The sequence below is a fragment of the Kitasatospora sp. MAA4 genome (assembly GCF_029893355.1).
In the GTDB taxonomy this organism is placed as follows: Bacteria; Actinomycetota; Actinomycetes; order Streptomycetales; family Streptomycetaceae; genus Kitasatospora.
Window position 1 is genome coordinate 245,293 of sequence record NZ_JARZAI010000008.1, and the last position, 24,850, is coordinate 270,142.

General features: G+C 71.7%; 22 protein-coding genes. 13 read left to right on the forward strand and 9 right to left on the reverse strand.

The window, feature by feature from the left end; all coding sequences use genetic code 11:
- Positions 1-654 precede the first annotated feature (654 nt).
- Complete coding sequence (locus P3T37_RS13880) at positions 655-2,670, forward strand: tetratricopeptide repeat protein (protein WP_280723888.1); 2,016 nt, start codon at positions 655-657, stop codon at positions 2,668-2,670.
- 99 nt (positions 2,671-2,769) lie between these two features.
- Here P3T37_RS13880 and P3T37_RS13885 read toward each other — a convergent pair whose 3' ends face one another.
- From P3T37_RS13885 to P3T37_RS13895, 3 genes are all read right to left on the reverse strand, one after another.
- On the reverse strand, positions 2,770-4,158 hold the full coding sequence (locus P3T37_RS13885) for an FAD-dependent oxidoreductase (protein ID WP_280723889.1): 1,389 nt from the start codon (positions 4,156-4,158) through the stop codon (positions 2,770-2,772).
- Between the two features lie 119 nt (positions 4,159-4,277).
- Positions 4,278-5,930: an NAD(P)/FAD-dependent oxidoreductase gene (locus P3T37_RS13890; RefSeq protein ID WP_280723890.1), complete on the reverse strand. Its 1,653-nt coding sequence runs from the start codon at positions 5,928-5,930 to the stop codon at positions 4,278-4,280.
- Positions 5,931-6,052: 122 nt separating this feature from the next.
- The gene (locus P3T37_RS13895) at positions 6,053-6,748 is read right to left on the reverse strand and encodes a TetR/AcrR family transcriptional regulator (RefSeq protein WP_280723891.1); all 696 of its coding nucleotides are present in this window, start codon (positions 6,746-6,748) and stop codon (positions 6,053-6,055) included.
- A 123-nt stretch (positions 6,749-6,871) separates the two neighbouring features.
- On the opposite strand from P3T37_RS13895, the gene P3T37_RS13900 reads away from it, so the two are divergent.
- Genes P3T37_RS13900 through P3T37_RS13925 form a run of 6 tightly spaced genes read left to right on the forward strand, consistent with a single transcriptional unit; the run spans position 6,872 to position 13,844 of the window.
- The gene (locus tag P3T37_RS13900) at positions 6,872-8,575 is read left to right on the forward strand and encodes an amidohydrolase (protein WP_280723892.1); all 1,704 of its coding nucleotides are present in this window, start codon (positions 6,872-6,874) and stop codon (positions 8,573-8,575) included.
- A gap of 29 nt (positions 8,576-8,604) precedes the next feature.
- Complete coding sequence (locus P3T37_RS13905) at positions 8,605-10,242, forward strand: ABC transporter substrate-binding protein (protein WP_280723893.1); 1,638 nt, start codon at positions 8,605-8,607, stop codon at positions 10,240-10,242.
- Positions 10,243-10,250: 8 nt separating this feature from the next.
- A complete protein-coding gene (locus P3T37_RS13910; RefSeq protein WP_280723894.1) occupies positions 10,251-11,198 on the forward strand; it encodes an ABC transporter permease in 948 nt (315 codons plus the stop codon).
- Positions 11,195-12,031, forward strand: a complete 837-nt coding sequence (locus P3T37_RS13915) for an ABC transporter permease (protein ID WP_280723895.1) — start codon at positions 11,195-11,197, stop codon at positions 12,029-12,031. Before P3T37_RS13910 ends, P3T37_RS13915 begins: the two co-directional genes overlap by 4 nt.
- The gene (locus tag P3T37_RS13920; protein WP_280723896.1) at positions 12,031-13,005 is read left to right on the forward strand and encodes an ABC transporter ATP-binding protein; all 975 of its coding nucleotides are present in this window, start codon (positions 12,031-12,033) and stop codon (positions 13,003-13,005) included. Before P3T37_RS13915 ends, P3T37_RS13920 begins: the two co-directional genes overlap by 1 nt.
- Positions 13,002-13,844 (forward strand): ATP-binding cassette domain-containing protein, encoded by an 843-nt coding sequence (locus P3T37_RS13925; RefSeq protein WP_280723897.1) that lies wholly within the window; start codon positions 13,002-13,004, stop codon positions 13,842-13,844. Before P3T37_RS13920 ends, P3T37_RS13925 begins: the two co-directional genes overlap by 4 nt.
- Before the next feature lie 22 nt (positions 13,845-13,866).
- On the opposite strand, the gene P3T37_RS13930 is transcribed toward P3T37_RS13925, so the two are convergent.
- Genes P3T37_RS13930 through P3T37_RS13940 form a run of 3 tightly spaced genes read right to left on the reverse strand, consistent with a single transcriptional unit; the run spans position 13,867 to position 15,561 of the window.
- Positions 13,867-14,505 (reverse strand): maleylpyruvate isomerase N-terminal domain-containing protein, encoded by a 639-nt coding sequence (locus P3T37_RS13930; RefSeq protein WP_280723898.1) that lies wholly within the window; start codon positions 14,503-14,505, stop codon positions 13,867-13,869.
- 25 nt (positions 14,506-14,530) lie between these two features.
- Positions 14,531-14,908 (reverse strand): fic family toxin-antitoxin system, toxin component, encoded by a 378-nt coding sequence (locus P3T37_RS13935; protein ID WP_348533240.1) that lies wholly within the window; start codon positions 14,906-14,908, stop codon positions 14,531-14,533.
- A 44-nt stretch (positions 14,909-14,952) separates the two neighbouring features.
- Positions 14,953-15,561 carry a TetR/AcrR family transcriptional regulator gene (locus P3T37_RS13940; protein ID WP_280723899.1) on the reverse strand — a complete coding sequence of 203 codons (609 nt, stop codon included), beginning with the start codon at positions 15,559-15,561 and terminating at the stop codon, positions 14,953-14,955.
- Positions 15,562-15,634: 73 nt separating this feature from the next.
- Between P3T37_RS13940 and P3T37_RS13945 the strand changes: the two genes are divergently transcribed.
- From P3T37_RS13945 to P3T37_RS13960, 4 genes are all read left to right on the forward strand, one after another.
- A complete protein-coding gene (locus tag P3T37_RS13945; protein WP_280723900.1) occupies positions 15,635-16,549 on the forward strand; it encodes an alpha/beta fold hydrolase in 915 nt (304 codons plus the stop codon).
- Between the two features lie 40 nt (positions 16,550-16,589).
- Positions 16,590-17,558: a prolyl aminopeptidase gene (pip, locus tag P3T37_RS13950; protein ID WP_280723901.1), complete on the forward strand. Its 969-nt coding sequence runs from the start codon at positions 16,590-16,592 to the stop codon at positions 17,556-17,558.
- A gap of 78 nt (positions 17,559-17,636) precedes the next feature.
- Positions 17,637-19,307 (forward strand): serine/threonine-protein kinase, encoded by a 1,671-nt coding sequence (locus P3T37_RS13955; protein WP_280723902.1) that lies wholly within the window; start codon positions 17,637-17,639, stop codon positions 19,305-19,307.
- Between the two features lie 32 nt (positions 19,308-19,339).
- The gene (locus P3T37_RS13960) at positions 19,340-19,969 is read left to right on the forward strand and encodes a class I SAM-dependent methyltransferase (protein ID WP_280723903.1); all 630 of its coding nucleotides are present in this window, start codon (positions 19,340-19,342) and stop codon (positions 19,967-19,969) included.
- A gap of 35 nt (positions 19,970-20,004) precedes the next feature.
- Here the strand turns inward: P3T37_RS13960 and P3T37_RS13965 are convergent, their stop codons facing one another.
- Positions 20,005-20,781 (reverse strand): rhomboid-like protein, encoded by a 777-nt coding sequence (locus P3T37_RS13965; protein WP_280723904.1) that lies wholly within the window; start codon positions 20,779-20,781, stop codon positions 20,005-20,007.
- A 155-nt stretch (positions 20,782-20,936) separates the two neighbouring features.
- Here P3T37_RS13965 and P3T37_RS13970 point away from each other — a divergent pair, with 155 nt between their 5' ends.
- Positions 20,937-21,368 (forward strand): hypothetical protein, encoded by a 432-nt coding sequence (locus tag P3T37_RS13970; protein WP_280723905.1) that lies wholly within the window; start codon positions 20,937-20,939, stop codon positions 21,366-21,368.
- Positions 21,369-21,422: 54 nt separating this feature from the next.
- Here the strand turns inward: P3T37_RS13970 and P3T37_RS13975 are convergent, their stop codons facing one another.
- On the reverse strand, positions 21,423-21,683 hold the full coding sequence (locus P3T37_RS13975) for a hypothetical protein (RefSeq protein ID WP_280723906.1): 261 nt from the start codon (positions 21,681-21,683) through the stop codon (positions 21,423-21,425).
- Complete coding sequence (locus P3T37_RS13980) at positions 21,680-21,988, reverse strand: type II toxin-antitoxin system prevent-host-death family antitoxin (RefSeq protein ID WP_280723907.1); 309 nt, start codon at positions 21,986-21,988, stop codon at positions 21,680-21,682. Before P3T37_RS13980 ends, P3T37_RS13975 begins: the two co-directional genes overlap by 4 nt.
- A gap of 1,027 nt (positions 21,989-23,015) precedes the next feature.
- Between P3T37_RS13980 and P3T37_RS13985 the strand changes: the two genes are divergently transcribed.
- Positions 23,016-24,850, forward strand: a 1,835-nt coding sequence (locus P3T37_RS13985; protein ID WP_280723908.1) for an Ig domain-containing protein, incomplete at its 3' end; no start/stop codon positions are given.

Sequence of the window (24,850 nt, forward strand, 5' to 3'; positions counted from 1 at the left end):
CCTGCCAAGGACGTGAGCATTCGCGACATCGTCCCCAGGCGGCTGCCGTTCCCCCAACGGTGATGCAAGTCGGGTATCAGGACGTAGTGTTGGTTATGCACCCGGCCGGGTGCACCCTGGCGAGGGGGAGGGGTCAGCGTGTCGCGAGGCTGGAAGACTGCGATCGTGGTGGTTGCATCGGCGGGGATCGTCTCCACACCGTTGTTCTGGTTGCTGGACAAGCCGGACGATGCCACCGCGACCGGTCCTGGAAGCACTGCCAGTACCGGCGTCGACTACAGCTGACCCGGCCCCAGGCAAATTCGCGAACAAGGGAGCTCGTTTGCCATGCGCTGGTGGAAGCGCCGCCCCGGTGCCGCCGATGGGGCCGGCCGCCGGGACGGACCAGGCATCCCCGTGGGCGTCACGGACACTGGAGACGCCCACGCCACGGACGGCTCGACTGCGGTAACCGGCTTCCGCTCATCGGCCCCCGAATCTGCCGCCCTCGGACCAGTCAGCGACACAGGGCACGCATACGCAACCGCAGGCAGCATCGCCAACACCGGATACCTGCAAATCGACGCCGACTTCTCGGGCACCGCGCACACCGTCGTACAGGCCGGAGTCATAAGCCACCTCACAATCGGCGAGGCAGCCGCAGCTCCTACGCCGATGCCGCATCAGCTGCCGCCCCGAGTTGCCGGTTTCCGGGACCGGGCAGACGCCCTGAGTACCCTGAATGCGAAGTTGGAGCGGCGTCAGCTGGCCGACGAGCCTGCGATCGTGATCGTGAGCGGCATGGGTGGCGTGGGCAAGACCTCGCTCGCCGTCCACTGGATCCACGCGATCGCCGACCAGTTCCCCGACGGCCAGCTGTATGCCAACCTGCGCGGCTTCTCGGACGGGCCCACCGCCACCGCGAGCCAGGTGCTCGAACAGTTCCTGCGTGCGCTGGACGTGCCCGCGGACAAGATCCCCGACGACGAGGACAGCCGTGCCACCCTCTTCCGGTCGATCACCCATGGCCGGTCTTTTCTGCTGCTCCTCGACAATGCCCTGGATGCTCGCCAGGTCCGGCCGTTGATCCCCTCAGTCAGCACCTCGCTTACCGTGATCACGAGCCGGAACAGGCTCACCGGACTCGCGGTCCAGCTCGGGGCACTGCGGATTGGCCTGGAACCCTTCGACGACCACGTGGCAGTTCAGATGCTCATCGATGACCGGGAAGGTTTGCCGGAGACCGAACTGCTGCTGGCCGACAACATCGCCCGCAAGTGCGGTTACCTTCCATTGACACTGCGGATTACTCTCGAACGGCTGGCGACCCGAGGCCTCGACTCGTTCGGTGACTGCGCCGCGCAGATCATCGAAGAGCTGCAGGACGCTCGTGCCGCTCTGGACACGTTCTCCCCACTGGACGGCGACTCATCTACGGAGCTTCGTGTGGTGCTCTCCTGGTCCTATGCCGACCTCCCCCATGACCTAGCCCGGACGTTCCGGCTGCTCGGACTTCATCCCGGAGCCGACTTCAGCGCGGCCGACGCCGCCGCGCTGGCGGCCGTCGAACAGGCCGAGGCCGTGCGCCGCATGGACCGGCTGGTCCAGCTCAGCCTGCTGGAGCCATCGGATCGGTCACGCTTCCGATTTCACGACCTCCTGCGGGCGTTCGCAGCAGAGCGCGCTCAGGAGGACGAGCCCGGTACGGAAATCGGACTGGCGCGGCGCCGACTGCTGACGCGGTATCTCTCCCGCATCGACGCGGCCGATCGCGTCCTCGCTCCAGGGCGCCGTCACGTGCTGTCGGCCGAAGAGGCCGGTGAACCGTTCACCTCGTACGAGGAGGCCCTCGCTTGGTGCGACTCGGAGCGGCTGAACTCCATGGCGATGGTCCGGGCGGCAGCGGCGAACGGCGAGGACGACCTGTGCTGGCGCATCGCCATGGCGCTGATCACCCCCCTTGTCCTGCGCTCCTATCACGCGGACCGCCACGAGGTCTGCGAGATCGGGCTGGACGCCGCCCGCCGGGCCGGGGACAGCTGGGGTGAGGCATGGAGTCTGATGAGCCTCGGCGGCGCGCTGCACGAACTGGGCCTGAACGCTGAAGCCGCCGAGAGGGATCGGGAAGCGGCGGCGCTGTGGCGTGCGCTGGGAGATGCCGAGGGCGAGGGCAAAAGCCTGCACAACCTGAGCACGGCGCTGATCGCCCAGGGGCGGCTGGCGCAGGCGGCCCAGGTGATGGAGGACGCGCTGCGCATTCGCCGCTCGCTCGGAAATCAGCGTGAGATTTCCATCTCGCTGTGCCAGCTCGGCGACCTGCACTTGGCGCAGGGCAACCCGGAGGCGGCTCAGCAGAACTACCGGGAGAGCCTGGAGCTGCGAGCCTCGGCCGACCGACAGACCATCGGGTTCGCCCTCACCGGCCTGGCCAAGGTCGCACTGCTGCGGGGCGACCTGAATTCCGCACAGGCGGCCTTCGGCGAAGCCGCCAACGCCCATGGGGACTCCGGCTACCCGCACGGTCAGGCCATCGCGCTGCGCTCTCGTGCGCGCTGCCTCCGTGATCTGGGGCGCGCGGACGACGCGCACGCCACGATGGCAAGCGCCTTGGCTCTGCTGCAGGCCGCCGGCGATCCGGCGGCCGACGAGGTGCAGCGCGAGCTCGAGGAGTTCAGGCGCAGCTCCGGGTGAGGGGAGCGTCGCGGTTGTGCTCGGTCATGAGGCGGCGGTATGCCTCGCGGATCGCGCCGAGTTCTTCCTCACCGACGGCACCGAACCCACCATGGACGGCTAGCGGCCCGAGACGCGGTCGGCGATGCGGGCCGCCCAGTCGGTGCTCGCGCCTCGACCCGTCAGCTCGCGGCGGTCCGCACCGCGGTAGACGGCGTACAGGCCGTGCACGCCGATCCAGCGCAGCGGCTCCGGCTCCCAGCGGCGGACCGGGTGGCTGACCCAGGGCAGGCCGGTCAGCTCGGTGGCGGTGCCCTCCCCGGAGTCCAGTTGCACCAGGTCGCGCAGGGTGCGCGCGGCCAGGTTCGCGGTCGCGACGCCGCTGCCGACGTAGCCGCCGGCCCAGCCGATGCCGGTGGAGCGGTCCAACTCCACGGCGGCGCACCAGTCCCGCGGCACGCCCAGCACCCCGGACCAGGCGTGCTCGATCGCCGCGCCCGCGGTGGCCGGGAAGAAGCGGACCAGGATCTCGCGCAGCGCCTCGATGGTGGCGTCCTGGGTGCGCCCGTCGTTGTCGGTGCGCGAGCCGAAGCGGTACGGGACGCCGCGCCCGCCGAGCGCGATCCGGTCGTCGGCGGTGCGCTGCGCGTACATGTAGGCGTGCGCCATGTCGCCGAGCGTCTCGCGGCCCTCCCAGCCGATGCTGTCCCAGACGTGCTGCGGCAGCGGCTCGGTCGCGATCATGGAGGAGTTCATCGGCAGCCAGGTCCGCTTCTGGCCCTTGAGCGAGGCGGTGAAGCCCTCCGTGCAGCGCAGCACGTACGTGGCGCTGACGGTGCCGTGCGCGGTGACCGCGCGGTGCGGCGCGATCTCGGTCACGGTGGTCGACTCGTGCACGACGACGCCCAGGCGCTCGACGGCCCGGGCCAGGCCGTCGAGCAGTTTGACGGGGTGGATCCGCGCGCCGTGCGGGGTCCAGGTGCCGCCGAGGGTGCCGGCCACCCGGATCCGCCGGGCCGACTCCTCGGCGTCCAGCAGCAGCCGGTCCGTCTCGCCGAAGCCGACCTCCGCCTCGTGGAAGGCTTTCAGGCGGGCGAGTTGGGCGGGGGTGTAGGCGACCTCCAGCACGCCGCCCTGGTGGATGTCGGCGTCGATGCCCTCGGCGGCGGCGACCTCGACCACCTCCTCCACCGTGCGGTTCATCGCCTCCTGGAGTGCCATGGCGGCCCGGTGGCCGTGCCGGCGGGCGTAGCGGTCGCGTCCGGCGATGCCGTTGTAGAGCCAGCCGCCGTTGCGCCCGGAGGCGCCGTAGCCGCAGAACTTCTGCTCCAGCACGGTGATCCGCAGCGAGGGCAGTGCCTTCTTCAGGTAGTACGCGGTCCAGAGGCCGGTGTAGCCGCCGCCGACGATGCACACGTCGGCGCTCGCGTCCCCGGGCAGCGGCGGACGCGGCGCCGGGAGGCCGGTCTGCGCGTACCAGAACGAGATGCCGCCGTTGACGGTGCTCATGGTGCCCTCTGTCCTTCGTGAGGCTGTGGATGTCAGTTGGAGCATTTATTCACGGATTGCCGCTGGTGGGGCGGTCGGGACTGTATCGAATCGGCCCGACCGCCTGTCAGTGTGACCGCTCAGATCTGCGCGGTGATCTCGCCGGCCACCCGGACGCCGGAGGCCACCGCCGCGTTCAGCGTGGCGTTGTCCACGTCGGTGTGCTCGCCGGCGAAGTGGATCCGCCCCTCCTGGACCGCCTCGTAGCCGGCGAAGGAGGTGTACTGGCCGGGCTTGTAGTAGTGGTACGCGCCCAGGTGCCAGGGGTCCAGCGACCAGTGGTCCTCGTACGCCAGGCCGTTCCAGGCGGCGGTGGTGCCAGGGTAGAGCTGTTCGATCTGGCTGAGGAAGGCGTTGGTGTCGGCGGTCGGCGCCGGACCGTGTGCCGCGCCGGTGAGCGAGTTGCGGGCGCCGTCGCCGCCGAGGAAGTTGACCAGCAGCGCCGGTGCGCCCTTCGCGCCGAGGTTGACCGAGCCGTCCCAGGCGGTCTGGTAGCCGGTCGGGCCGGTGTTGGTGATGCCGTTGTAGCCGAGCGCGGGCCAGGTCTTCCTGGTCAACTGGGTGACCAGTTTGGCGTTCTGGCCCATGCCCTGCTGGGTGATCGCGGTCGTCTTGAGGGCGGAGAGGTTGGCCCGCGAGAGGTCGACGTTGCGCAGCGTGCTGAACGGCAGGGCCAGCACCACGTGGTCGGCGGGGACCGAGACGGTGCTGCCGCCGTGCTGGAAGGTGCAGGTGTAGCTGCCGTCGCCGTTCTGGCAGAGCGCGATCAGCTGGTAGCCCTGCTGGACGGTCCCGGCCGGGAGTTGGCCGATCATCCCGCTGACCAGCTGGTCGTTGCCGCCGGCCAGGTGGTACTTCTCGTCGAAGCCGCTCGCGCCGTCGAAGGTGGTGGAGGCGCCGAGGAAGCTGATCATGTTCAGCGCGGAGGACTGCCCGGGCTCGCCGCCCGACTGGAGTTGGATGGACTGGATCAGCTGGCCGAGCGAGGAGCTCGCGGGCAGGCCGATCTCGGCGAGGTAGTCCAGGCAGGAGAGCTGGTCCAGGCGGTGGGCCTCGGCGGTGTAACTGTCGTAGCGGGGCGTGCCGATGGCCTGGTAGGAGGCGTTGAAGGCGGTGTACGCCTCGGCGGTCCAGTCGCTCTGCTGCTGGGCGCCGCCGTACAGCGCGCCGTTGATCCAGGAGGTGTAGGCGCCGGAGGCGAGCGCGCCGCCGTTGGCGTACTCGCGTTGCAGGCCCAGGCTGTTCGCCAGGCTGAGCACCGCGGTGTCGGTGGAGCTGATGAACGAGCCGCCGTGCTCGCTGACCTGGCCGCCGGCGAAGAAGCCGCGCAGCGACCAGCAGCGGCCGCCGAGGTGGCTGGTGTCGGCCTCGTAGACCGTCGCGGCGAGCGGCTTGCTCCGATTCCACAGCTGGTGGGCGCAGCGCAGCCCGGCCAGGCCCGCTCCGACGATCACCACCCGGGGGGCGGTGGCGGGGGTCGCGGCGGCGGCCCTGGTCGGGGTGAGCAGGGCGCCGGGCACGGTGGCCGCGGCGGCCAGGGCGCCTGCGCTGCCCAGCAGTTGGCGGCGGCTGAGCGCGCGCTCGGCTCGCTCGGCCCGTTCGCCGGCGACCTCGGCGACGGGCATCGCCCGGCGGCGGGCCTCGCCGATGGTGGCCAGGACGGCGCGCAGCGGGTCGGGCAGACCGGCCCGATGCCCGCCGGCGGCAGGGGGGTTGGTGGGTTCACGGTGCATGGGGTGCCTCGTCTCGTGGGGGAGGGCTACCGAGTTGCTGGGGAGTGAACCGCTGGCGCAGTGCTGTTGTCAACACTGTTGCGCAAACCGTACGGAAGCCTCACGGTCCGTACGGCGCCGCTTCAGGCCCCGCGCACGGCCTGCGCCCGCCGCTCGATCGCGGTGATCAGCGCCTCGACCCGGGCGTGGTAGATCTGGTCGTGCGTCACCTCGGCCAGCTCCTGCCCCAGCCGGGTGATGTGCGGGAACCCGTGGGCGTCGACCAGCCGGTACTCGCGGGTCCAGGACGACTCGTCGGCGGCCCGCACCTCCGGGTCGAAGAGCAGGTAGGCGGCCCGCTGGCCGACGTAGGCCAGCAGCGAGTCGCCGACCATGCGGTAGTGCACGGCCGCGTCCACGCCGTCGAGGCCGGCCTCCGTGACGGCGCCGAGGATGAGTTCGACGATCCGGAACTCATTGGCGCGCCGGGTGGTGCGGCTGGCCATCGCGGAGCTGACGGCCGGGTACTTGAGCGCGACCGCCAGTGAGGCGTGGGCCAGCGCTCGCAGCCGGTCCTGCCAGTCCAGGCCCGGCGGGATGCTGTCCAGCACCTCGCCGAGCGTGCGGTCGGCGACGGAGAGCAGCAGCTCGTCCTTGTCGCGGAAGTGCCGGTAGATCGCGGTCGGATCGGTGCCCAGCTCCTCGCCGAGGCGCCGGACGGTGAAGGCGTCCGCACTGCCTCGGGCGGCGATCCGCAGGCTGGCTTCGATGATCGCCTCGGGCGTCAGCTGCGAGCCGACGCGCTTGGACCGGGCGGGGGTGAGAGATGGCTTCGACATGGTGCCGCCAGTGTATCGAGCTGAAAGGGACCCAGCGCAACAGTTCTGACAACAACGTTGACAACAGTGTTGCGCTGCCGTTCACTCCTCCTCAACACCCACGCAGAGCCGGAGGAACCGTCGATGGCACACAGCAGGCAGCGCGCCGACACCGTCTTCACCGGAGGCCGGGTCTTCACCGGCCTCTCCGAGGCGCCGATCGACGCGGCGGTGGCCGTCGGCGGCGGCCGGATCCTGGCGGTCGCCGACGAGGCGGCGGTGCGGCGGTTGGCGGACGAGTCCACCGAGTTCGTCGACCTGAACGGCGGCCTGCTGGTCGCGGGCTTCCAGGACGCCCACGTCCACCCGGCGGTGGCCGGCGTCCAGATGCTGCGCTGCGACCTGTCCGCCGAGCGCTCGGTGGACGGCTACCTGGCGGTCGTCGCCGCGTACGCGAAGTCCCACCCGGACGCCGACTGGATCTGCGGCGGCGGCTGGTCGATGGACGTCTTCCCCGGCGGCATCCCCACCCGCGCGATGCTCGACGCGGTGGTGGGGGACCGGCCCGTCATGCTCACCAACCGGGACGGGCACGGCGCCTGGGTCAACTCGGCGGCCCTGCGCCGGGCCGGCCTCGACCGCGACACCCCCGACCCGGCGGACGGCCGGATCGAGCGCGAGGCGGACGGCAGCCCGATCGGCACCCTCCAGGAGGGCGCGATGGACCTGGTCGCCGCGCACGTCCCACCCGCCACCCCCGAGGAGGCGCACGCCGGCCTGCTCGCTGCCCAGCAGCACCTGTTCTCACTCGGCGTCACCAGCTGGCAGGACGCCATGATCGGCGCCTTCCCCGGCAACCCCGACAACTACGGCGTCTACCTGCGCGCCGCCGCCGACGGGTCGCTACAGGCCCGGGTGGTCGGCGCGCTCTGGTGGGACCGCGAACGCGGGCTCGACCAGCTCCCCGAGCTGGAGGAGCGCCGCCGCGGCGGGCAGCTGGGCCGGTTCAACGCCACCACCGTGAAGATCATGCAGGACGGCATCGCGGAGAACTTCACCGCGAGCATGCTGGAGCCCTACCTCGACCGCTGCGGCTGCCCCACCGCGAACTCCGGCCTCACCTTCGTCGGCCCCGAGGTGCTGACCGAGGCGGTCTGCGCGCTGGACCGCTCCGGCTTCCAGGTCCACTTCCACGCGCTGGGGGACCGCGCCGTCCGCCAGGCCCTCGACGCGCTCGCCGCCGCCCGGGCGGCCAACGGCGTGAGCGACAACCGCCACCACCTCGCGCACCTCCAGGTGATCCACCCCGACGACCTGCCGCGCTTCGCCGAACTGGGCGCCGCCGCCAACATCCAGGCCCTGTGGGCCGCGCACGAGCCGCAGATGGACGAGCTGACGATCCCCTTCCTCGGCCCCGAACGCTCCGCCCTGCAGTACCCGTTCGGCGACCTCCAGCGGGCCGGCGCCCGGTTGGTGGCCGGCAGCGACTGGTCGGTGAGCAGCCCCAACCCGCTCTGGGGCATCCACGTCGCCGTCAACCGGGCGGTGCCCGTCCAGGCACCCAACGCCGCGGCCGACCGCAAGCCGCGCGAACCGTTCTACCCCGAGCAGGCCCTGACGCTGGCCCAGGCCCTGACCGCCTACACCGCCGGCAGCGCGTGGGTGAACCACCTGGACGACGTCACCGGGACGGTCGAGGCGGGCAAGTACGCGGACCTCGTGGTGCTGGACCGCGACCCCTTCGCGCACCCGGTCCAGGAGATCGGCCGGACCCGGGTGCTGCGCACGTACATCGAGGGCCGCGCGGTCTTCGTCGCCCCCCTCTCCCGCGTTGCCCCCCACTCCTGAGTCGCTTTCCCACTCCTGAGGAGACCCCCATGCCCGACCTTCGTTCCAGCCTGGTGTTCGGCGTGATCGCCGCCACCGCGCTCGCCACCAGCGCGTGCAGCGGCACCGCCCACCCCGACGGCGGCGCCGTGGCGGCCGCGTACCAGCTGAGCAGCACGACGCCGGCCGCCGCCGGGCCGATCGACTCGTTCACCTGGTCGCTCTTCGCCGAGCCGGCCTCGATCGACTACGCCTACTCCTTCGACTTCCCGCCCAACCAGATCCTCGCCAACGTCTGCGAGAGCCTGCTGCGCTGGAACCCCGACCTGACCACCTCGCCCGGCCTGGCCACCTCCTACACCAACCCGACGCCCACCAGCTGGGTCTACCAGATCCGCCCGGGCGTGCACTTCCACGACGGCACCGTGCTCACCGCCGACGACGTGGTCGCCTCGCTGCGCCGCAACCTCGACCCCGCGGTGGCCGGCGACTGGTCCTACCCCTTCCGCAACGTCCAGTCGATCGACCGGACCGGGCCGATGGAGGTCACCGTCACCCTCAAGGCGCCGGACTCCACCTTCAACAAGTACATGGCGGCCAGCCCCGGCACCGTCGAGTCGGCCGCCACCCTGGCCAAGGACGGCAAGGACTACGGCAACCCCGCCGACGGCGTGAACTGCACCGGTCCGTTCGCCTTCTCCTCCTGGACCTCGGGCCAGTCGCTGGTGCTCAAGCGCTTCGACGACTACTGGGACCCGCAGCTCAGGGCCAAGGCCGGCCAGGTGAAGTTCGTCTTCCTGTCCGACCCGACCACCCGTGTGAACGCGTTCCGCACCGGCGAGGTCGACGGCGGCTGGATGGTGCCGGCCGACGCGTACGACCAGTTGAAGTCCACCCCGGCCGGCTCGCTCTACTTCGGCCAGAACACCACGGTCGCCGACGAGGTGGTCAACAACCTCAAGGGCCCGCTGGGCGACGCCCGGGTCCGCCAGGCGCTGCTGATGGCCATCGACCGCAAGGGCATCGTCAAGGCCGGCGCCGGCGGGGTCGGGGAGGTGGCCGACTCGCTGGTGACGGCCAACAACTGGAACGGCGCGCCGGGTTCGGCCGCCGCCGACGCGCTGAAGGCGCTGCCCGCCTACCCCTACGACCCGGCCAAGGCCAAGGCGCTCGCCCAGCAGGCCGGGGTGTCCGGGCAGAAGGTGGTGATCGCGACCAGCCCGCTGGACTCGCAGACCACGATCATCACCCAGGCCGTCGCGCAGGCCGCCACCGCGATCGGCCTCAAGCCGGAGATCGACACCATCTCGGCCGACAAGTACACCGCGCTCTTCACCGACCCGGCCGCCCGCCAGAACGTCGACCTCTTCCTGACCTTCTGGTACACCTCCATCACCGACCCGCTGGACATGTACGGCTCGCTGCGGACCGGGGCGTTCAGCAACTACGGCAGCTGGTCGAACCCGCAGTTCGACGCGGCGGTCGACCAGGCCGTCGCCGCCTACGACCCCGCCGCGCACGCCGCCGCGACCGCCGCCGCCCAGCAGGTCGCCATGCAGCAGCTGCCCTGGCTGCCGCTCTACACCGAGCCGGTCAGCGTCTTCCTCGGCAAGCGGATCAGCGGCGTCCAGCCGTCCATCGCCTACCTCTACTACCCGTGGGCCGCCCAGATCGGGGCGAGCAGATGACGTCGGTCATGACCGCAGCGCTGCGCAGGCTGCTGGGGATGGCGGCGACGCTGCTGGTCACCTCGTTCCTGGTGTTCTCCTCGCTCTACCTGGCGCCGGGCGACCCGGCCGCCTTCCTGGTGCGCGGGCGCAGTCCCAGCCCCGACGAGCTGGCCGCGATCCGGCAGCAGTACGGCTTCAACGACCCGTTCCCGGTGCGCTACTGGCACTGGCTGGACGGCGTGCTGCACGGCGACTTCGGGCGCTCGTACCTGTTCCACCAGAGCGTCGGCGAGGTGCTGTGGTCCCGGCTGCCGGCCACCCTGCTGCTGGTCGGGGTGTCGACGCTGATGATCGCGGTGGTCGGGATCGGCGCCGGCATCGTCGGCGCGCTGCGCCGCGGGACCCGCACCGGCTCGGCGGTGCTGCTCCTGGTGACGGTCGGCGCCGCCGTCCCGTCCTTCGTCGCGGCGATCGTGCTGCGCTCGGTGCTGGGCGTGAAGCTGGGCTGGTTCCCGACCATCGGCAACGGCACCGGGGTGCTGGACCGGCTGCACCACGTGGTGCTGCCCGCGATCGCCCTCTCGGTGACCTTCATGGCCCTGGTGACCCGGGTGACCCGCTCGGCGATGCTGGACGAGCTGCGCCGCGAGCACGTCGAGGTCGCGCTCAGCCGCGGGCTGCCGCGGGGCACGGTGATCCGGCGCCATGTGCTGCGCAACGCGCTCGGACCGATCACCACCGTCTGCGGGCTGCTGGTCTCCGGGATGCTGGTGAGCACCGCGATCGTGGAGACCGCGTTCGGCATGTCCGGGGTGGGATCGCTGCTGGTGCAGTGCGTGGACGAGCTGGACTTCCAGGTCGTCCAGGCGATCGTGCTGCTGGTGGTCGCCGCCTTCGTCGTCGTCAACACCGCGGTGGACCTGGTCTATCCGCTGATCGACCCGCGCGTGCGCGCGGCGGGAGGAGCCCGATGAGCGCCCTGAGTTGGGCTCGGCGGATCGGCGGCGGACCGCTGCTGCGGGCCTGTGTGCTGGTACTGGCCCTGTTCGTGCTGGTCTCGCTGCTCGCGCCGTGGCTCGCGCCACAGGATCCGACCTTCGGCGACCTGGGCAACACCCTGGTCGGCCCCGGCGCCGGCCACTGGCTGGGCACCGACAAGGGCGGGCACGACACCTTCTCGGCGCTGATCGAGGGCACCCGCACCAGCCTGGTCGGACCGCTGGCCGTGGTGCTGTTCAGCACGCTGCTCGGCATCGCGGTCGGCCTGTTCAGCGCCTGGCGCGGCGGTTGGATCGACACCGTGCTCGGCCGGGTGCTCGACATCCTGTTCGCCTTCCCGGCGCTGCTGCTGGCGATCCTGGCGGTCGCCCTGTTCGGCAAGGGCCTGACCGCTCCGGTGCTGGCCATGGCCGTCGCGTACACGCCGTACACCGCGCGCCTGGTGCGCGGGCTGGCAGCCCAGGAGAAGGTGCGGCCGTACATCGCCGCCTATCAAGTACAGGGCCACTCCTCGGTGTTCGTCGCGCTGCGTCGGCTGCTGCCCACCATCATGCCCACCGTGCTGGCCCAGTCGACGGTGAACTTCGGCTACGCGCTGCTCGACCTGGCGGCGCTGTCCTTCCTGGGCCTGGGCGTGCAGCCGCCGACCCCCGACTGGGGCGCGATGATCAACCAGGGGCAGGCGGCCGTCCTGGAGGGGCAGCCGCTGTCCGCGATCGTCCCGGCCGTCGCGGTGGTCCTGGTGGTCGTCGCCTTCAACGTCGTCGGGGAGCACCTCGGCGACCGCCTCGCGGGGAGGGAGTCCTGATGCCGCTGCTGAGTTACGAGGACCTGAGCGTCCTGCTGCCCGGGATGGCCCGGCCGGTCCTGGACGGCGTGTTCTTGCAGGTCGAGGCCGGTGAGGCCGTCGCCCTGGTCGGCGAGTCCGGCTCGGGCAAGTCGGTGACCGCCCGGGCGGCGCTCGGCCTGCTGCCGCCCGGCGCGAGCACCGGCGGCCGGGTCACCGTCGACGGCTGCGAGCTGATCGGCGCGGACGCCGCGACCCTGCGCGCGGTGCGCACCGGCAAGGCGTCGATGATCTTCCAGGACCCGCGGGCGGCGATCAACCCGGTGCGCCGGGTCGGCGACTTCCTGACCGAGGCGCTGCGCCTGGTCGGCGGCCGGAGCAAGGCCGAGGCCGAGGCCCGCGCGCTGGAGCTGCTCGCCGCCGTCGGCCTGCCCGACCCGCCCCGGCACCTGCGCCAGTACCCGCACCAGATGTCCGGCGGCATGCTCCAGCGCGTCATGATCGCTGGCGCGCTCACCGCCGATCCCCGGCTGCTGCTGTGCGACGAGCCCACCACGGCCCTGGACGTCACCACCCAGGCCGAGATCATGGCGGTCCTGCGCGCGCTCCAGCAGGACCGCGGCCTGGGCCTGCTGCTGATCACCCACGACCTGGACCTCGCCGCCGCCAGCTGCGACCGGATCTACGTGATGTACGCGGGCCGGATCGTGGAGACGGCGACCGCCGCCGAGCTGCTCGCCGCACCCCGACACCCCTACACCGCGGGCCTGCTCGGCTCCTCCCCGCCGCTGCACGGCGCGCCGCAGCGGCTGACGCCGATCCCCGGCGTGCCGATGGGTCTGCTGGAGAGCGCCCCCGGCTGCGCCTTCGCCGCGCGCTGCCGCTTCGCCCGCCCCGGGCTCTGCGACCAGTCGGCGCCCGAACTGGAGCCTGCGGGCGGGCGGTTGGTCGCCTGCCACCTGGCCGACACCGTACTGAGTGAGGTGGACCGTTGAGCACCACCCCGTTGCTCCAGGCCGCGGGCCTGCGCAAGACCTACCCGACCGGCGGGAGCAGGCTGGTCGCCGTCGAGGACCTCTCCTTCTCGCTGTACGCCGGCGGCGCCCTCGGCCTGGTCGGCGAGTCCGGCTCCGGCAAGACCACCACCGTCCGGATGCTGGTCGGCCTGGAACGCCCCGACCAGGGGGAGATCCTGGTCCAGGGCGCGCCGCTGGCCGCCCGCACCCGTGGCCGGGCCGCGCGGCTGGCCCGGGCCAAGGCTGTCCAGATCGTCTTCCAGGACCCCTACCTCTCGCTGGACGGCCGGATCAGCATCGGGGCGACCCTGGACGGCGTGCTGCGGCTGCACGGCTGCGCCGACCGCCCGGCCCGGGCCGCGCGGGTGCGCGAGCTGCTGGCGCAGGTCGGGCTCGGCGCGCGCGAGGCCGCCGCGCTGCCCCGCGGACTCTCCGGCGGTCAGCGCCAACGTGCGGCGATAGCGCGGGCGTTGGCGGTCGAGCCGGCCGTCCTGGTGCTGGACGAGGCGGTGTCGGCGCTGGACGTCTCGGTGCAGGCGCAGGTGCTCAACCTGCTCTCCGACATCCGCCGCGACACCGGCATCGGCCTGGTCTTCGTCAGCCACGACCTGGCGGTGGTGCGCTACGTCTGCGACGAGGCCCTGGTGATGTACCGGGGACGGACCGTGGAGCACCAGCCGGTCGCGGAGCTGCTCGCCGCGCCCCAGCACCCGTACACCAGGCTGCTGTTGGCGTCGGTGCCGCATCCCGGCTGGGACCCCGAGGGGATCGGGCGCCGGCGCCGCGAGCTGGCTTCTTCCCAGGAGGCAGCCAGCTGACACACCGCCGGGCGGCCGCCCGTCAGAAGGCGCTGATCCGGTCCGGCGCACGCTCGGCGCGGCTGAGCGCGCGCAGGACGGCGCTCTGGCCGTGCCGACGGGTGGCCAGCCGGGAGAGCAGGTCGATCACCGCGGTGGCGGCGCCCGGCGCGAGCTCCGGCGTCGGGATCCCCACGCTGACCGCCAAGTCGTCCGAGTGGACCGCGAGTTCCATCAGCCGGGTGATCAGCAGGTCGTCCAGCAGCAGCGTCCACGGTCCCCACACCGGCATCCGCACCGGGCGGTTCGCCGTCGTCGCCAGCTTGTCCGTCAGCTCCGCGAGGGCGCTGTCGAAGCGGGCCGCCAGTGCCTGCGCCCCCTCGGTGGCGGCGGCCTCGCCCCCTCGCCGGATGCCGACGTTGACCTCGGAGTCGACGCCCGTGCCGAGCCACTGCGCCCGCGCGTAGTGGTCGAGCAGCGAGATGACCGGCTCCGGTGCCTGCTCGCCGGAGAGCGCCGGAACGACGGAGAGCACCTGGTAGGCCAGGTGCCCGGCGAGGCCGGCGACGCCGAACTCCGCCAGCGCGCTCGGCTTGTCCCAGGCGGAGGCCACCGCCGGATCGTGCAGCAGGAGGCCGGCGGATCGGGCGGTGGACAGGAAGTCGGCCCTGAGATCGGTCATGTCGCGGTTCTCCTCGTCGACTTGGTCAGCTGCGCCAGGATTTGAGGATATCGGCGATCTCGGTGGCGGTGCCGGTGGGCCGTTCGAGGGCGCAGGCGAGGGTGGCCGCGCGGTCCTGGTCGAGGGTCACCGGGACGCCGCTGTCGCGCAGGTAGCCGTGCGCGACGGCGACGGCCACCCGGAGGTTGGAGCGCTCCAACCAGGGCAGCCGGCCCAGCGTGTGGGTGAGCGCCGCCGCCCGGGCGAAGGCGCCGCCGTAGACGTCCTGACCGGCCAGGACGGCCCGGTGGCGCTCCACCGCGGCGACGGCCACGCCGTAGTCGAGCGGGGCCGGATCGCTCAGCCCGGCCCGCTCGGTCACCGTGAGGACCCAGGGGAGGTCCACATGCAGAACGATCGCCATGGCCGTAAGCTATCACCTGATAGCACCCTGCGGCTGACGATCCCTCAACGGCGTTCGGGGAAGAGCCGACCGAGGTGGTAGCGCAGGACGGCGGCCGCGTCCTGCGCCGTCCGCTGCCCGAGCAGGACGCTCAGGCCGAGGCCGGCGGACACGGCCAGCAGGACGACGGCCTCCTGGCGGGCGTCCAGGCGCGGATCGCTCTGCCCGGTCCGCTGGGCGGCGGCGAGTTGGCCGACCAGGAAGTCCTCCATCTCGTTGGGTGCCGCGAGGAACGGCTGGCCGGCGAGGGCGGGGTCGGTGACGGCGAGCACCGCGTACGCGGTGTAGACGAGGTGGAAGGTCCGGCTCTCCTCGTCGGTGGGGACGGCTTCGAGCAGGACCGCCTCGACGATGTCCCGTGGAGCCGGCGAGGGGCCGACCGTCCTCACCCGGTCGCGGACCCGCTCACCCATGCGCGCGGCCAGCCGGGTCAGGGCGGCCAGCAGCAACTGCTCCTTGGTGTCGAAGTAGTACTGCACGAGCCGCACCGAGACGCCTGCCTCGGTTGCCACCGACCGCATGGTGACGGCGTGCAGCCCGGTCTCCGCGGCCGTGCGCAGCAGGGCGTCGATGATGTGGGCCCGCCGCTCCTCGTGATCCACCAGCTTCGGCATCGGGTTCCCTTCGAACGTTTTTATGGTACAAACATACCATCAAACGCTGCTGTACGTGCATGAGGAGGGATTCATGACCAGGACAAGCGTCGGACGCTTCGTCAGCGAGGAAGCCCGGACGAAGTTCCTTGCGGCCTACGACCGAGCGATGGGCCTGTGGCCGGGCCCGCGCGAGGAACTGGACGTCGAGACCGCCTACGGCACCGTCCACGTCCATCGCTACGGCTCCCGGACCGGCGAGCCGATCGTGCTGCTGCACGGCCATGCCGGGCACCCGTCCAACTGGTACCCGCAGGTCGCCGCCCTGGGCGAGAACCACCCGGTCTACGCCATCGACACGCTGGACGACCCCGGCCGCAGCGTCCAACGCGCCGTCGCCACGGGATCCGCGCAGAACGCGGCCTGGCTCGGAGAGGTCCTCGCCGGTCTCGGGCTGGAACGGGTCCACCTGGTCGGCCTCTCCTACGGCGGGTGGCTGGCCCTCAACCAGGCCATCCACGCGCCCGAGCGCCTCGCGTCGATCGCGCCGCTGGACCCGGGCGGGATCGAGAAGGTCCCCGCGCGGTTCTACGCACACATGATCGGCGGCCTGTCCGGCATGCTCGCCCCGCGGCGGCTGCGTCCCGCGCTGGGACGCCTGCTCGCCAACCCCGCGCTCGGCTCACCGCCCGAGATGATCGCTCCGCTGATGCTGGGCATGCGGACCTACAAGCCGAACACCCGGCCCGCAGCCCGGCCGTTCACCGACGAGGAGCTGGGCTCCATCGAGCTGCCCGTCCTCGTCCTGCTGGGAAGCCGCAGTGCCCTGCTGCGGCCGCGCCAGGTCCTGCGCAGGGTCACCGCGCTGATCCCGGGAGTCCGGGCCGAGATCGTGCAACGGGCCGGCCACGGACTCAACCTGGAGCGTCCCGAGCTGGTCAACGAACACCTGCTGCGGTTCGTCGCCGATGCGGATAAATCAGGAGACGTCGCTCAAGCCACCGGCTAGCCTTGCGAGTTGCTTTCGCGCCCGCCAGGAGGAGACCGCCATGTACCAGTCGTTCCCACGGACCCCGCCGTACGACCACGGCCTGCTCGACGTCGGCGACGGCAACCGGATCTACTGGGATGTCAGCGGCAACCCCCAGGGCAAGCCCGTCCTGTGCGTGCACGGTGGCCCCGGCGCCGGAGGGCGCCGCGGCGGCCCGAACACCAGCTTCGACTTCGACGTCTACCGGGTCATCCGGTACGACCAGCGCAACACCGGCGAGAGCCTTCCGCACGCCTCCGACCCGGCCGTGAGCCTCGAACACAACACCACCGAGCACCTCATCGCCGACATGGAGCGCCTGCGCGAGCACCTCGGCATCGAGCGCTGGATGCTGTTCGGCGGCTCCTGGGGCTCGACGCTGATCCTCGCCTACGCCGAGCGGTATCCCGAGCGGGTGTCCGAGATCGTCATCGTCAGCGTCTTCACGGGCCGGCAGGAGGACATCGACTGGCTCTACCGCGGTGTGGGCCGGCTGCTGCCCGGCCCCTGGGAGGCGTTCCGCGACGCCCTGCCGGCCGCGGACCGGGACGGCGACCTATTGGCGGCCTACGACCGGCTGCTGAACGGCCCGGACGAGGCGGCCCGGATGAAGGCGGCACGCGACTGGTGCACCTGGGAGGACGCGGTGGTCGCCCACGAGGCACTCGGCAACCCGCATGTCTACAGCGACCGGCCGGACGATGCGCTGCTGGCCTTCGTCCGGATCTGCGCGCACTACTTCGCCCGTGGCGCGTGGCTGGAGGACGGTCAACTGCTGCGTGACGCCCACCGGTTGGCCGGCATCCCGGGTGTGATCGTCCAGGGGCGGCTCGACCTGGGCTGCCCGCTGAAGGGCCCGTGGGAGCTGGCCAAGGCCTGGCCGGACGCCGAGCTGAAGGTGATCGACGACTCGGGACACACGGGCAGCCCCGCCATGGGGCAGGCGGTCCTGGAGGCCATCGCACGGTTCGCCAAGAACGAGCGGTGACGCACGACGGGTGCTGACCCGCCCCGGTGCCGGGTACCCGGCACCGGGGCGTCGGTCCCGACCCCTACGATGACCGTCATGAACACTGGCGGGCCGGAAACACGGCTCATCGACGGCCGCTTCGAACTGCTGAACCAGCTCGGCGGCGGAGGCATGGGCCTGGTCTGGCGGGCCCGCGACTGCGCCCTCGAGCGCGAGGTCGCGCTCAAGGAGGTCCGCACCGGCGACCCGGCGATGGCCGCGGCCGACCCGGCGGGCCAGCTGGAGATGCGCGAGCGGGTGCTGCGCGAGGCGCGGTCGCTGGCCCGTCTCCAGAACCCCAACGTCGTGATCATCCACCACATCGTCGACACCGCCGAGCACGCCCACCCGTGGCTGGTGATGGAGCTGGTGGGCGGTGGCAGCCTCGCCGACCGGCTGGCCCAGGGCCCGCTGAGCGTGCCGGAGGCGGCCAGGATCGGCCGCGGCGTGCTGTCCGCCCTGCGGGCCGCGCACGCCGCCGGCATCCAGCACCGGGACGTCAAGCCCGGCAACGTGCTGCTGCGCACCGACGGCACCCCGGTGCTCACCGACTTCGGCATCGCCGCCGTGCACGGCTCCGCCACCCTCACCGCGACCGGTGCGCTGATCGGCTCGCCCGAGTACATCGCTCCCGAACGGATCCGCGGCGAGGAGGGCAATCCGTCCTCCGACCTGTGGTCGCTCGGCATGATGCTGTACGTCGCCGTCGAGGGCCACCACCCGCTGCGCCGGGGCACCACGCTCGCCACGCTGGCCGCCGTCCTCGACGAGCCGCTGCCGCCGCCGGTCCGCTCGGGACCGCTCGGCCCGATGCTGGCGGCGCTGCTGGCCCGCGACCCGGCCGCCCGCCCGGACGCCGAGCAACTCGACCGCCTGCTCGCCGCGGCCGAGCAGGACGTTACCCACGACGCTGCCCACGACGCCGTCCCGACCACGTGGGCACCGACCGACCGCGTGCCGTCAGCTGCCTTCGCCGCCCCGGCTCCCACGGTGAACTACCCGGGCCCGGTCGGCTCCTTCGGCCCGGTGGTGAACCTGGACAAGGGCGGCCCCGCCCACCCGGCACCCTCCGCGCGCCGCGCACGCAGGGTCGTGGGCGCGAGCTCCGTCGCGGTGATCGCGGCGGTCGCGCTGGCGAGCGTCCTCGTCTGGTCCCTGAGCCCCAGCGGCGGCAGCACCCCGCGCGCGTCCAGCAGCACCACCCCCGGCGCCGCCGCCGTCCCACCCGCCACCGGCAGCGGGTCCGCACCCGCCGCCGCGTCCACGCCCGCCGCTGACGTCAAGGACCTGCTCACCCCCGACGGCATGCGCAGCACCGTCGCGGCGATCAGCCCGCTGATGACCAACGGCCGGGTCGTCCAGCTCGTCGTCTACCCCGGCTACGCGAGCGCCGAGGTGCCCACCGCCGCCGACCCCCTGCACTACGACGAGGTCGACTACCGCGACGGCGCCGTCACCCACTCGCCCGGCGGCTCGGTGGACAGCGGCGACAACGCGACGGTGGACCTGCGCACCTTCGACTGGAGCATCCTGCCGGCCCTGCTCCAGAAGGCCCAGGACACCCTCAACGTCGCCCACCCGACCAGCCGCTACGTCATCGTCGGCCCCGACCTCATGGACGGCAGCCCGAGCATCAGCGTCTACCTCTCCGACGCCTACGACGGCAGCGGCTACCTGGAGGCCGACCCCAAGGGCACCATCAAGCGCAGCTACCCCCGGGGCTCGTAGAGCTTCATCGGATCAGCACTAGAGTCCTTCCCGTGGCGGATCATCAGGACGAAACCAGGGCGGCCTACGACGGGGTCGTCGAGCTCTACGCGTCGCTGTTCGCAGACGGGCTGGAGAGGCAGCCGTTCGCCCGGGCCATGATCGGCACCTTCGCCGAACTGGTGCGCGCGACGGGCAACCCGCGGGCAGCGGACGTCGGCTGCGGGCCCGGACACCTGACGGCCATGCTGCACGAACTGGGCCTGGACGCCTTCGGACTCGACGTCTCCCCGGGCATGGTCGACCACGCCCGGCGGGCCCATCCGGCGCTGCGCTTCCAGGAGGCGCGGATGGAGTCCCTGCCGGTCGAGGACGGCGCGCTCGGCGGAGTACTGGCCCACTACTCGATGATCCACACCCCGTCGGAGGAACTGCCGGAGCTGCTCGCCGAGCAGGTACGCGTCCTGGCCCCGGGCGGCCTGCTCCTGGTCTCGTTCTTCGGGACCCACGGACCGGAGCCGGTCCGATTCGACCACAAGGTGACACCTGCCTACAGCTGGCCGGTGGACCGCCTCGCCGAACTCCTGGCCGACGCCGGGCTCGTCCCCTTCGCCCGGCTGCTCCACGACCCGGCCTCCGAACGGGGCTTCCTCGACGCCCACCTGCTGGCCCGCCGTCCGTAGCCGAGTAGATCCGAAGTTCTGCTGGTCGCCGCGCTCTACTGAGCCCGACTCCGGCTGGTCCGGATCCTGGCTGCCAGGGCGCGGGCCAGCTGTGGCGGGTCCCAGAGCGGGCGGCCGCGGGTGAAGCGGTAGAAGAGCATGCCGATCACCAGTGCCGCGAGGTGGCCGACGTCGGTGAAGGTCTGCCCGATGCCGACCTTGGCCGCCAGGTAGGCCAGCGCCACCGCGAAGTAGACCCAGCGCCAGGGCCTGGTGAGGCGGTACCCCAGCAGCCCGGCGGCCCCGGCCAGGCTGTAGCTGACGCCGACGTCCAGGGTGTGCGCCATGTGGGCGGGTGCGGCGCCCCAGCGGATCGCCAGCCAGACCGTGCCCTGGCTGATCAGCGTCGCACCGACGTGCGCGGAGACGACCGTGATCAGCCAGCGGGCCGTGCCCACCCACCGTTCCAGGGGGATGTGGAAGACGTGGAACAGCGCGATGTAGCTCAGCAGCGACGGCGTCTGGGTCCACAGCGCGCTGAGGATGAACACGGCGACCGGGTGGTGGAAGAGCTCCGACAGGTTGGTGCTGTCCACCCGCAGCACGACGTTGGCCGTCCGGGCCGGGAGCTGGGCGAACTGCAGGGCCGTGACGGTCAGGATGAGCAGCCAGATGTAGCTGCCGGGCGCGGTCGCCACCCACGCCCCCACCCACTGCCAGGCCGCCCGCAGCCGCGCCCGCCCCCGCCGACCCGGGACCACCTCGGGCCCCGCTACCGGCGCCTCCTCGACCTGCTGCCGCCGGTTCTGGTGCCGGCTCAACGAATGCGACATAGGCCCATCATCCCGGACCACCCGGGCCGTCGGCGCCACATCCGGGACGGACGGCGCGGGCGACACACGCCATCCGGGGGACGGTCCACGAGGCTTGGACCTGGGAACCTTACTCTCCGTGTTAGGAAGTTAACCAGGAAACGGAAGGATCCGACATGGGACGCCCGGTCAGAATCGCGGTAGTCGTGCTCGCCGCTCTCGGCGCTGTCTGCCTGCCCACCGCCGCCTTCGCGAACGACGCGGTGCCCGCCTCGAACAACACGCTGGTGATCGGCAACGACAACCAGCTCGCCGGAGACGACATCTTCAACGCCGGCCACGACAACACGGTCGGCTCCTACAACGGCGCCCAGTCGGGCGTCGGTGTCGGCACCGGCACCGGCACTGGCACCGGGACGGCGAGCGACGATGACGCGGACGCGGTCTCGAACAACACGTTCGTGATGGGCAACGACAACCAGCTCGCCGCGAACGACATCTTCGACGCGGCCAACGACAACACCGTCGGCTCGCACAACGGCGGTTCGAGCGGCGTCGCGGTCGCCGACGGCATGGTGGACGCTGCCGGTTCGACGATGGTCGAGTAGGCGGGAGTAGGCGAGTAGGACGGCTGCGCCGCCCCTGACCGGCCACCGGCCCGATCAGGGGCGGCGACCGATGTGGACGACCACGACCGCCTTCCGCTCCTCGTCGACCGTGTACAGGACCTGGTGCCCACTCGCGGCCTTCCGCTGGTAGCGCAGGCCGGTGGAGCTCGGCCCGGAGCTCAGTGGAGCCGACGGCGGGGCGCACGGGGAGTGCCTCAGCACCTCCAGGTCCTCCAGGACGGCCAGCGCGGTGTGCTCGGGGAGCCGCAGCGCCTGGGAGCAGGCCGAAGCGATGAGCCGGACCGTGTAGCTCACCGGTCCTCTCGCTCTTGCAGATGCTCGTTGAGCTCGCGTTCGTGGCGGCGGTTGCGCCGTCGATCGTGGATGGCGAGCTTCACTTCGCTCAGGCTGTGGGTGGACTCGTGCCGGCCCTCCCTGAGCAGCCAGTCGATCTTCTCGACCTGCAACTGCTGGTGTTCGATCGGCAGTTCCGTCGGCACCACGGCCGCGACCGGGCGGTTGTGGCGGGTGATGACGGTGGTGCGGCCCTGGGTGGCGCGGGCGATGACGTCCGCCAACCGGGCGCGCGCTTCCCGGACGGGGACGAACTCCTTGGTCATGGCAGGAGTGTAGGGAGGCAGCGAGGGGCCCCGGAGCCGAAAGCCCGGAGTGTGTACACCTTGCCCAGGTGGTCTGCATGGCGCGGCTGTGGCGTGACTATGGCGGACCGGTCGGCTGGGCCATCTTTCCGGCTGGGCCGGGTTTTTGTGTACAGGACGCCGTGCGGGCGGACAGCAGGGACGCGTGAGGTCCTAGAGTCCTGATGCTGTGACAGGCGGTGCTGAGTCGTGCGAGGGAGGGCCGTCCATGAGTGGCTGGAGCGGACGACGGCGGCGGGCAACTCGCCGTGCGGGACGGGCCGTTCGCCGGTGGACGCCGAGCGTTGCGGCGTTGGCGACGGTGGCTTCGACCGGCGTCCAGGTCTGGGACCGCCTGAGGCGCTGAGTGCGCGATCGGCAGTTCCCGTCGGGCGTGCGACCCCATCGCACCCGACCCCGCGGGCTGGCCCGACGGGAACTGTCGACGATCGGGCCGGTGCACACCCACTCCGGGCGCCCGAACGGACCGCCGCCGGCGCACGGACGCCGTTGCGGTGGACCGATCCTGACTCACCGTCGGCCCGGCGGCCAGTCCCGCACCGCTCTGAGAATCCTCTGAATACCCGAGGTCGAATGCGCAGGCCCGCGCGAATCCCGCCGGAATGCGGGACGGGACGTTCCGCGCGGCCGAGGCGGGGAGCCAACTTCTCAGTTCTCTCTGAATATCGGCGGTAGCCGGATCGGGCTGTGCAAGCCCGTTGACCCCCCTTCGTCAACTCTGCTTTGCTTCACGGCAGCGAACGGCGCACTACCTGTCATACGGCCAAACACCGTGCGAGCCCGCATGGTTGGTTCCACCGGTTCAGGTTCCACGCTCCACCGGGTTCCACGTCACGCCGTGCCCAGATGTGCAGCTGCCAGGCGTTCGTCACTGCGCAGGAGGCCATGCACGCCTCTGGTGCGTCTCGCTGCCCTGACCCCCATAGCCGACCGCCCGTTCTGCCGAACCGGCAGCGGGCGATCAGCAGCAGAGAGGATCCCCCACAGAATGGGTACCCCCCACATCCGCGGCGCGGCCCGACTTGCCTTGACCGGCGTCGCGTCGCTGTCCCTGGTAACCGGTGCCATGCTGGCCGTTGCCGCACCCCAGGCAGTGGCCGCGCCGGTTGCGCACCCGACGCAGGTCAGCAGCAGCGTCACCGACCCCTACAGCCCCGAGTACCAGCACGCGTACCGGCACGGGGCGATGCCGACCATCCAGCAGAACGCCAAGATGAAGTCGTGGGCCGCCGGCCAGGCTTCGCCGAACGCGGCGACCGGGCCGGAGACGCTGTCCTACGGCGGCGGCGTCAACGGGGTCGGCGTCAACGACGGCAAGTCCCAGGTCTACCTGGTGTTCTACGGCTCCCAGTGGGGCAGCCAGAGCACCGACAGCAACGGGAACGCGAAGTTCTCGGGCGACGCGGACGGCGCCGCCGGCGCAGCCCAGCAGATGTTCAAGGGCATCGGCACCGGCAACGAGCTGTGGTCGGCCGACCTGACCCAGTGGTGCGACGGCCCGAACGTGGCCACCGGCGCGACCAGTTGCCCCTCGAACGCCAGCTTCGTGCCGTACCAGGCCGGCGGCATCCTCTCGGGCGTGTACTACGACAACTCGGCCGCCTCGCCGAGTGCCACGACCGGGAACCAGCTCGGCGCGGAGGCCGTCAAGGCCGCCGCCCACTTCGGCAACACCACGGCCGCGTCCAACCGGCACGCGTACTACGTGATCATGTCGCCGACCGGGACCAACCCGGACAGCTACCAGGGCCAGTACTGCGCCTGGCACGACTACACCGGTGACTCCTCGCTGACCGGTGGCGCGGTGAACTCGCCCTACGGCGACCTCGCGTTCAGCAACCAGCCGTACAACATGGACTCGGGCCAGGGCTGTGGCGTCGGCTTCGTCACCTCGCCCGGCACCCTGGACGGTTGGACGATGACCCTCGGCCACGAGTGGCACGAGATGATGTCCGACCAGTTCCCGGCCGGCGGCTGGACCAACCAGGTCAGCGGCAGCTCGTTCAACGGCCAGGAGAACTCCGACGAGTGCGCGTGGCTGGCGCCCGGCACCGCCGGTGGCGCGGCCATGGTCACCATGGGCACCGCCGGTACCTTCGCCGAGCAGGCCAGCTGGTCCAACGACACCAACGCGTGCTCCATCTCGCACCCGATCGTGGGCGGCGGCGGCCAGGGCAACACCGTCACGGTGACCAACCCGGGCAGCCAGAGCGGCACCGTCGGTACCGCGGCCTCGCTGCAGATCAGTGCCTCCGACTCGGGTAGCGCTTCGCTGACCTACTCGGCCACCGGTCTCCCCGCGGGCCTGAGCATCAACGCCTCCAGCGGCCTGATCTCCGGCACCCCGACCGCTGCCGGCACCAGCTCGGTGACCGTCAAGGCCACGGACAGCACCGGCGCCTCGGGCAGCACCTCCTTCAGCTGGACCGAGACCGGCTCCACCGGTGGCAACACCGTCACGGTGTCCAGCCCCGGCAACCAGACCACCACCACCGGCGGTTCGGTCAGCCTCCAGGTCAACGGCAGTGACTCGGCCTCCGGCCAGACCCTGACCTACTCCGCCACCGGCCTGCCGACCGGCCTGTCGATCAGCTCCTCGGGCCTGATCTCCGGCACCGCCTCCACCGCCGGCACCTACAGCGTGAGCGTCAAGGCCACCGACACCACCGGCGCCAACGGCTCGGCCAGCTTCAGCTGGACCGTCAGCGGCGGCGGCAGCGGCTGCGGTTCCCAGCTCCTCGGCAACGCCGGCTTCGAGACCGGCAGCGCCGCCCCCTGGACCGCCACCGCCGGCGTCATCGACAACAGCAGCAGCGAGCCCGC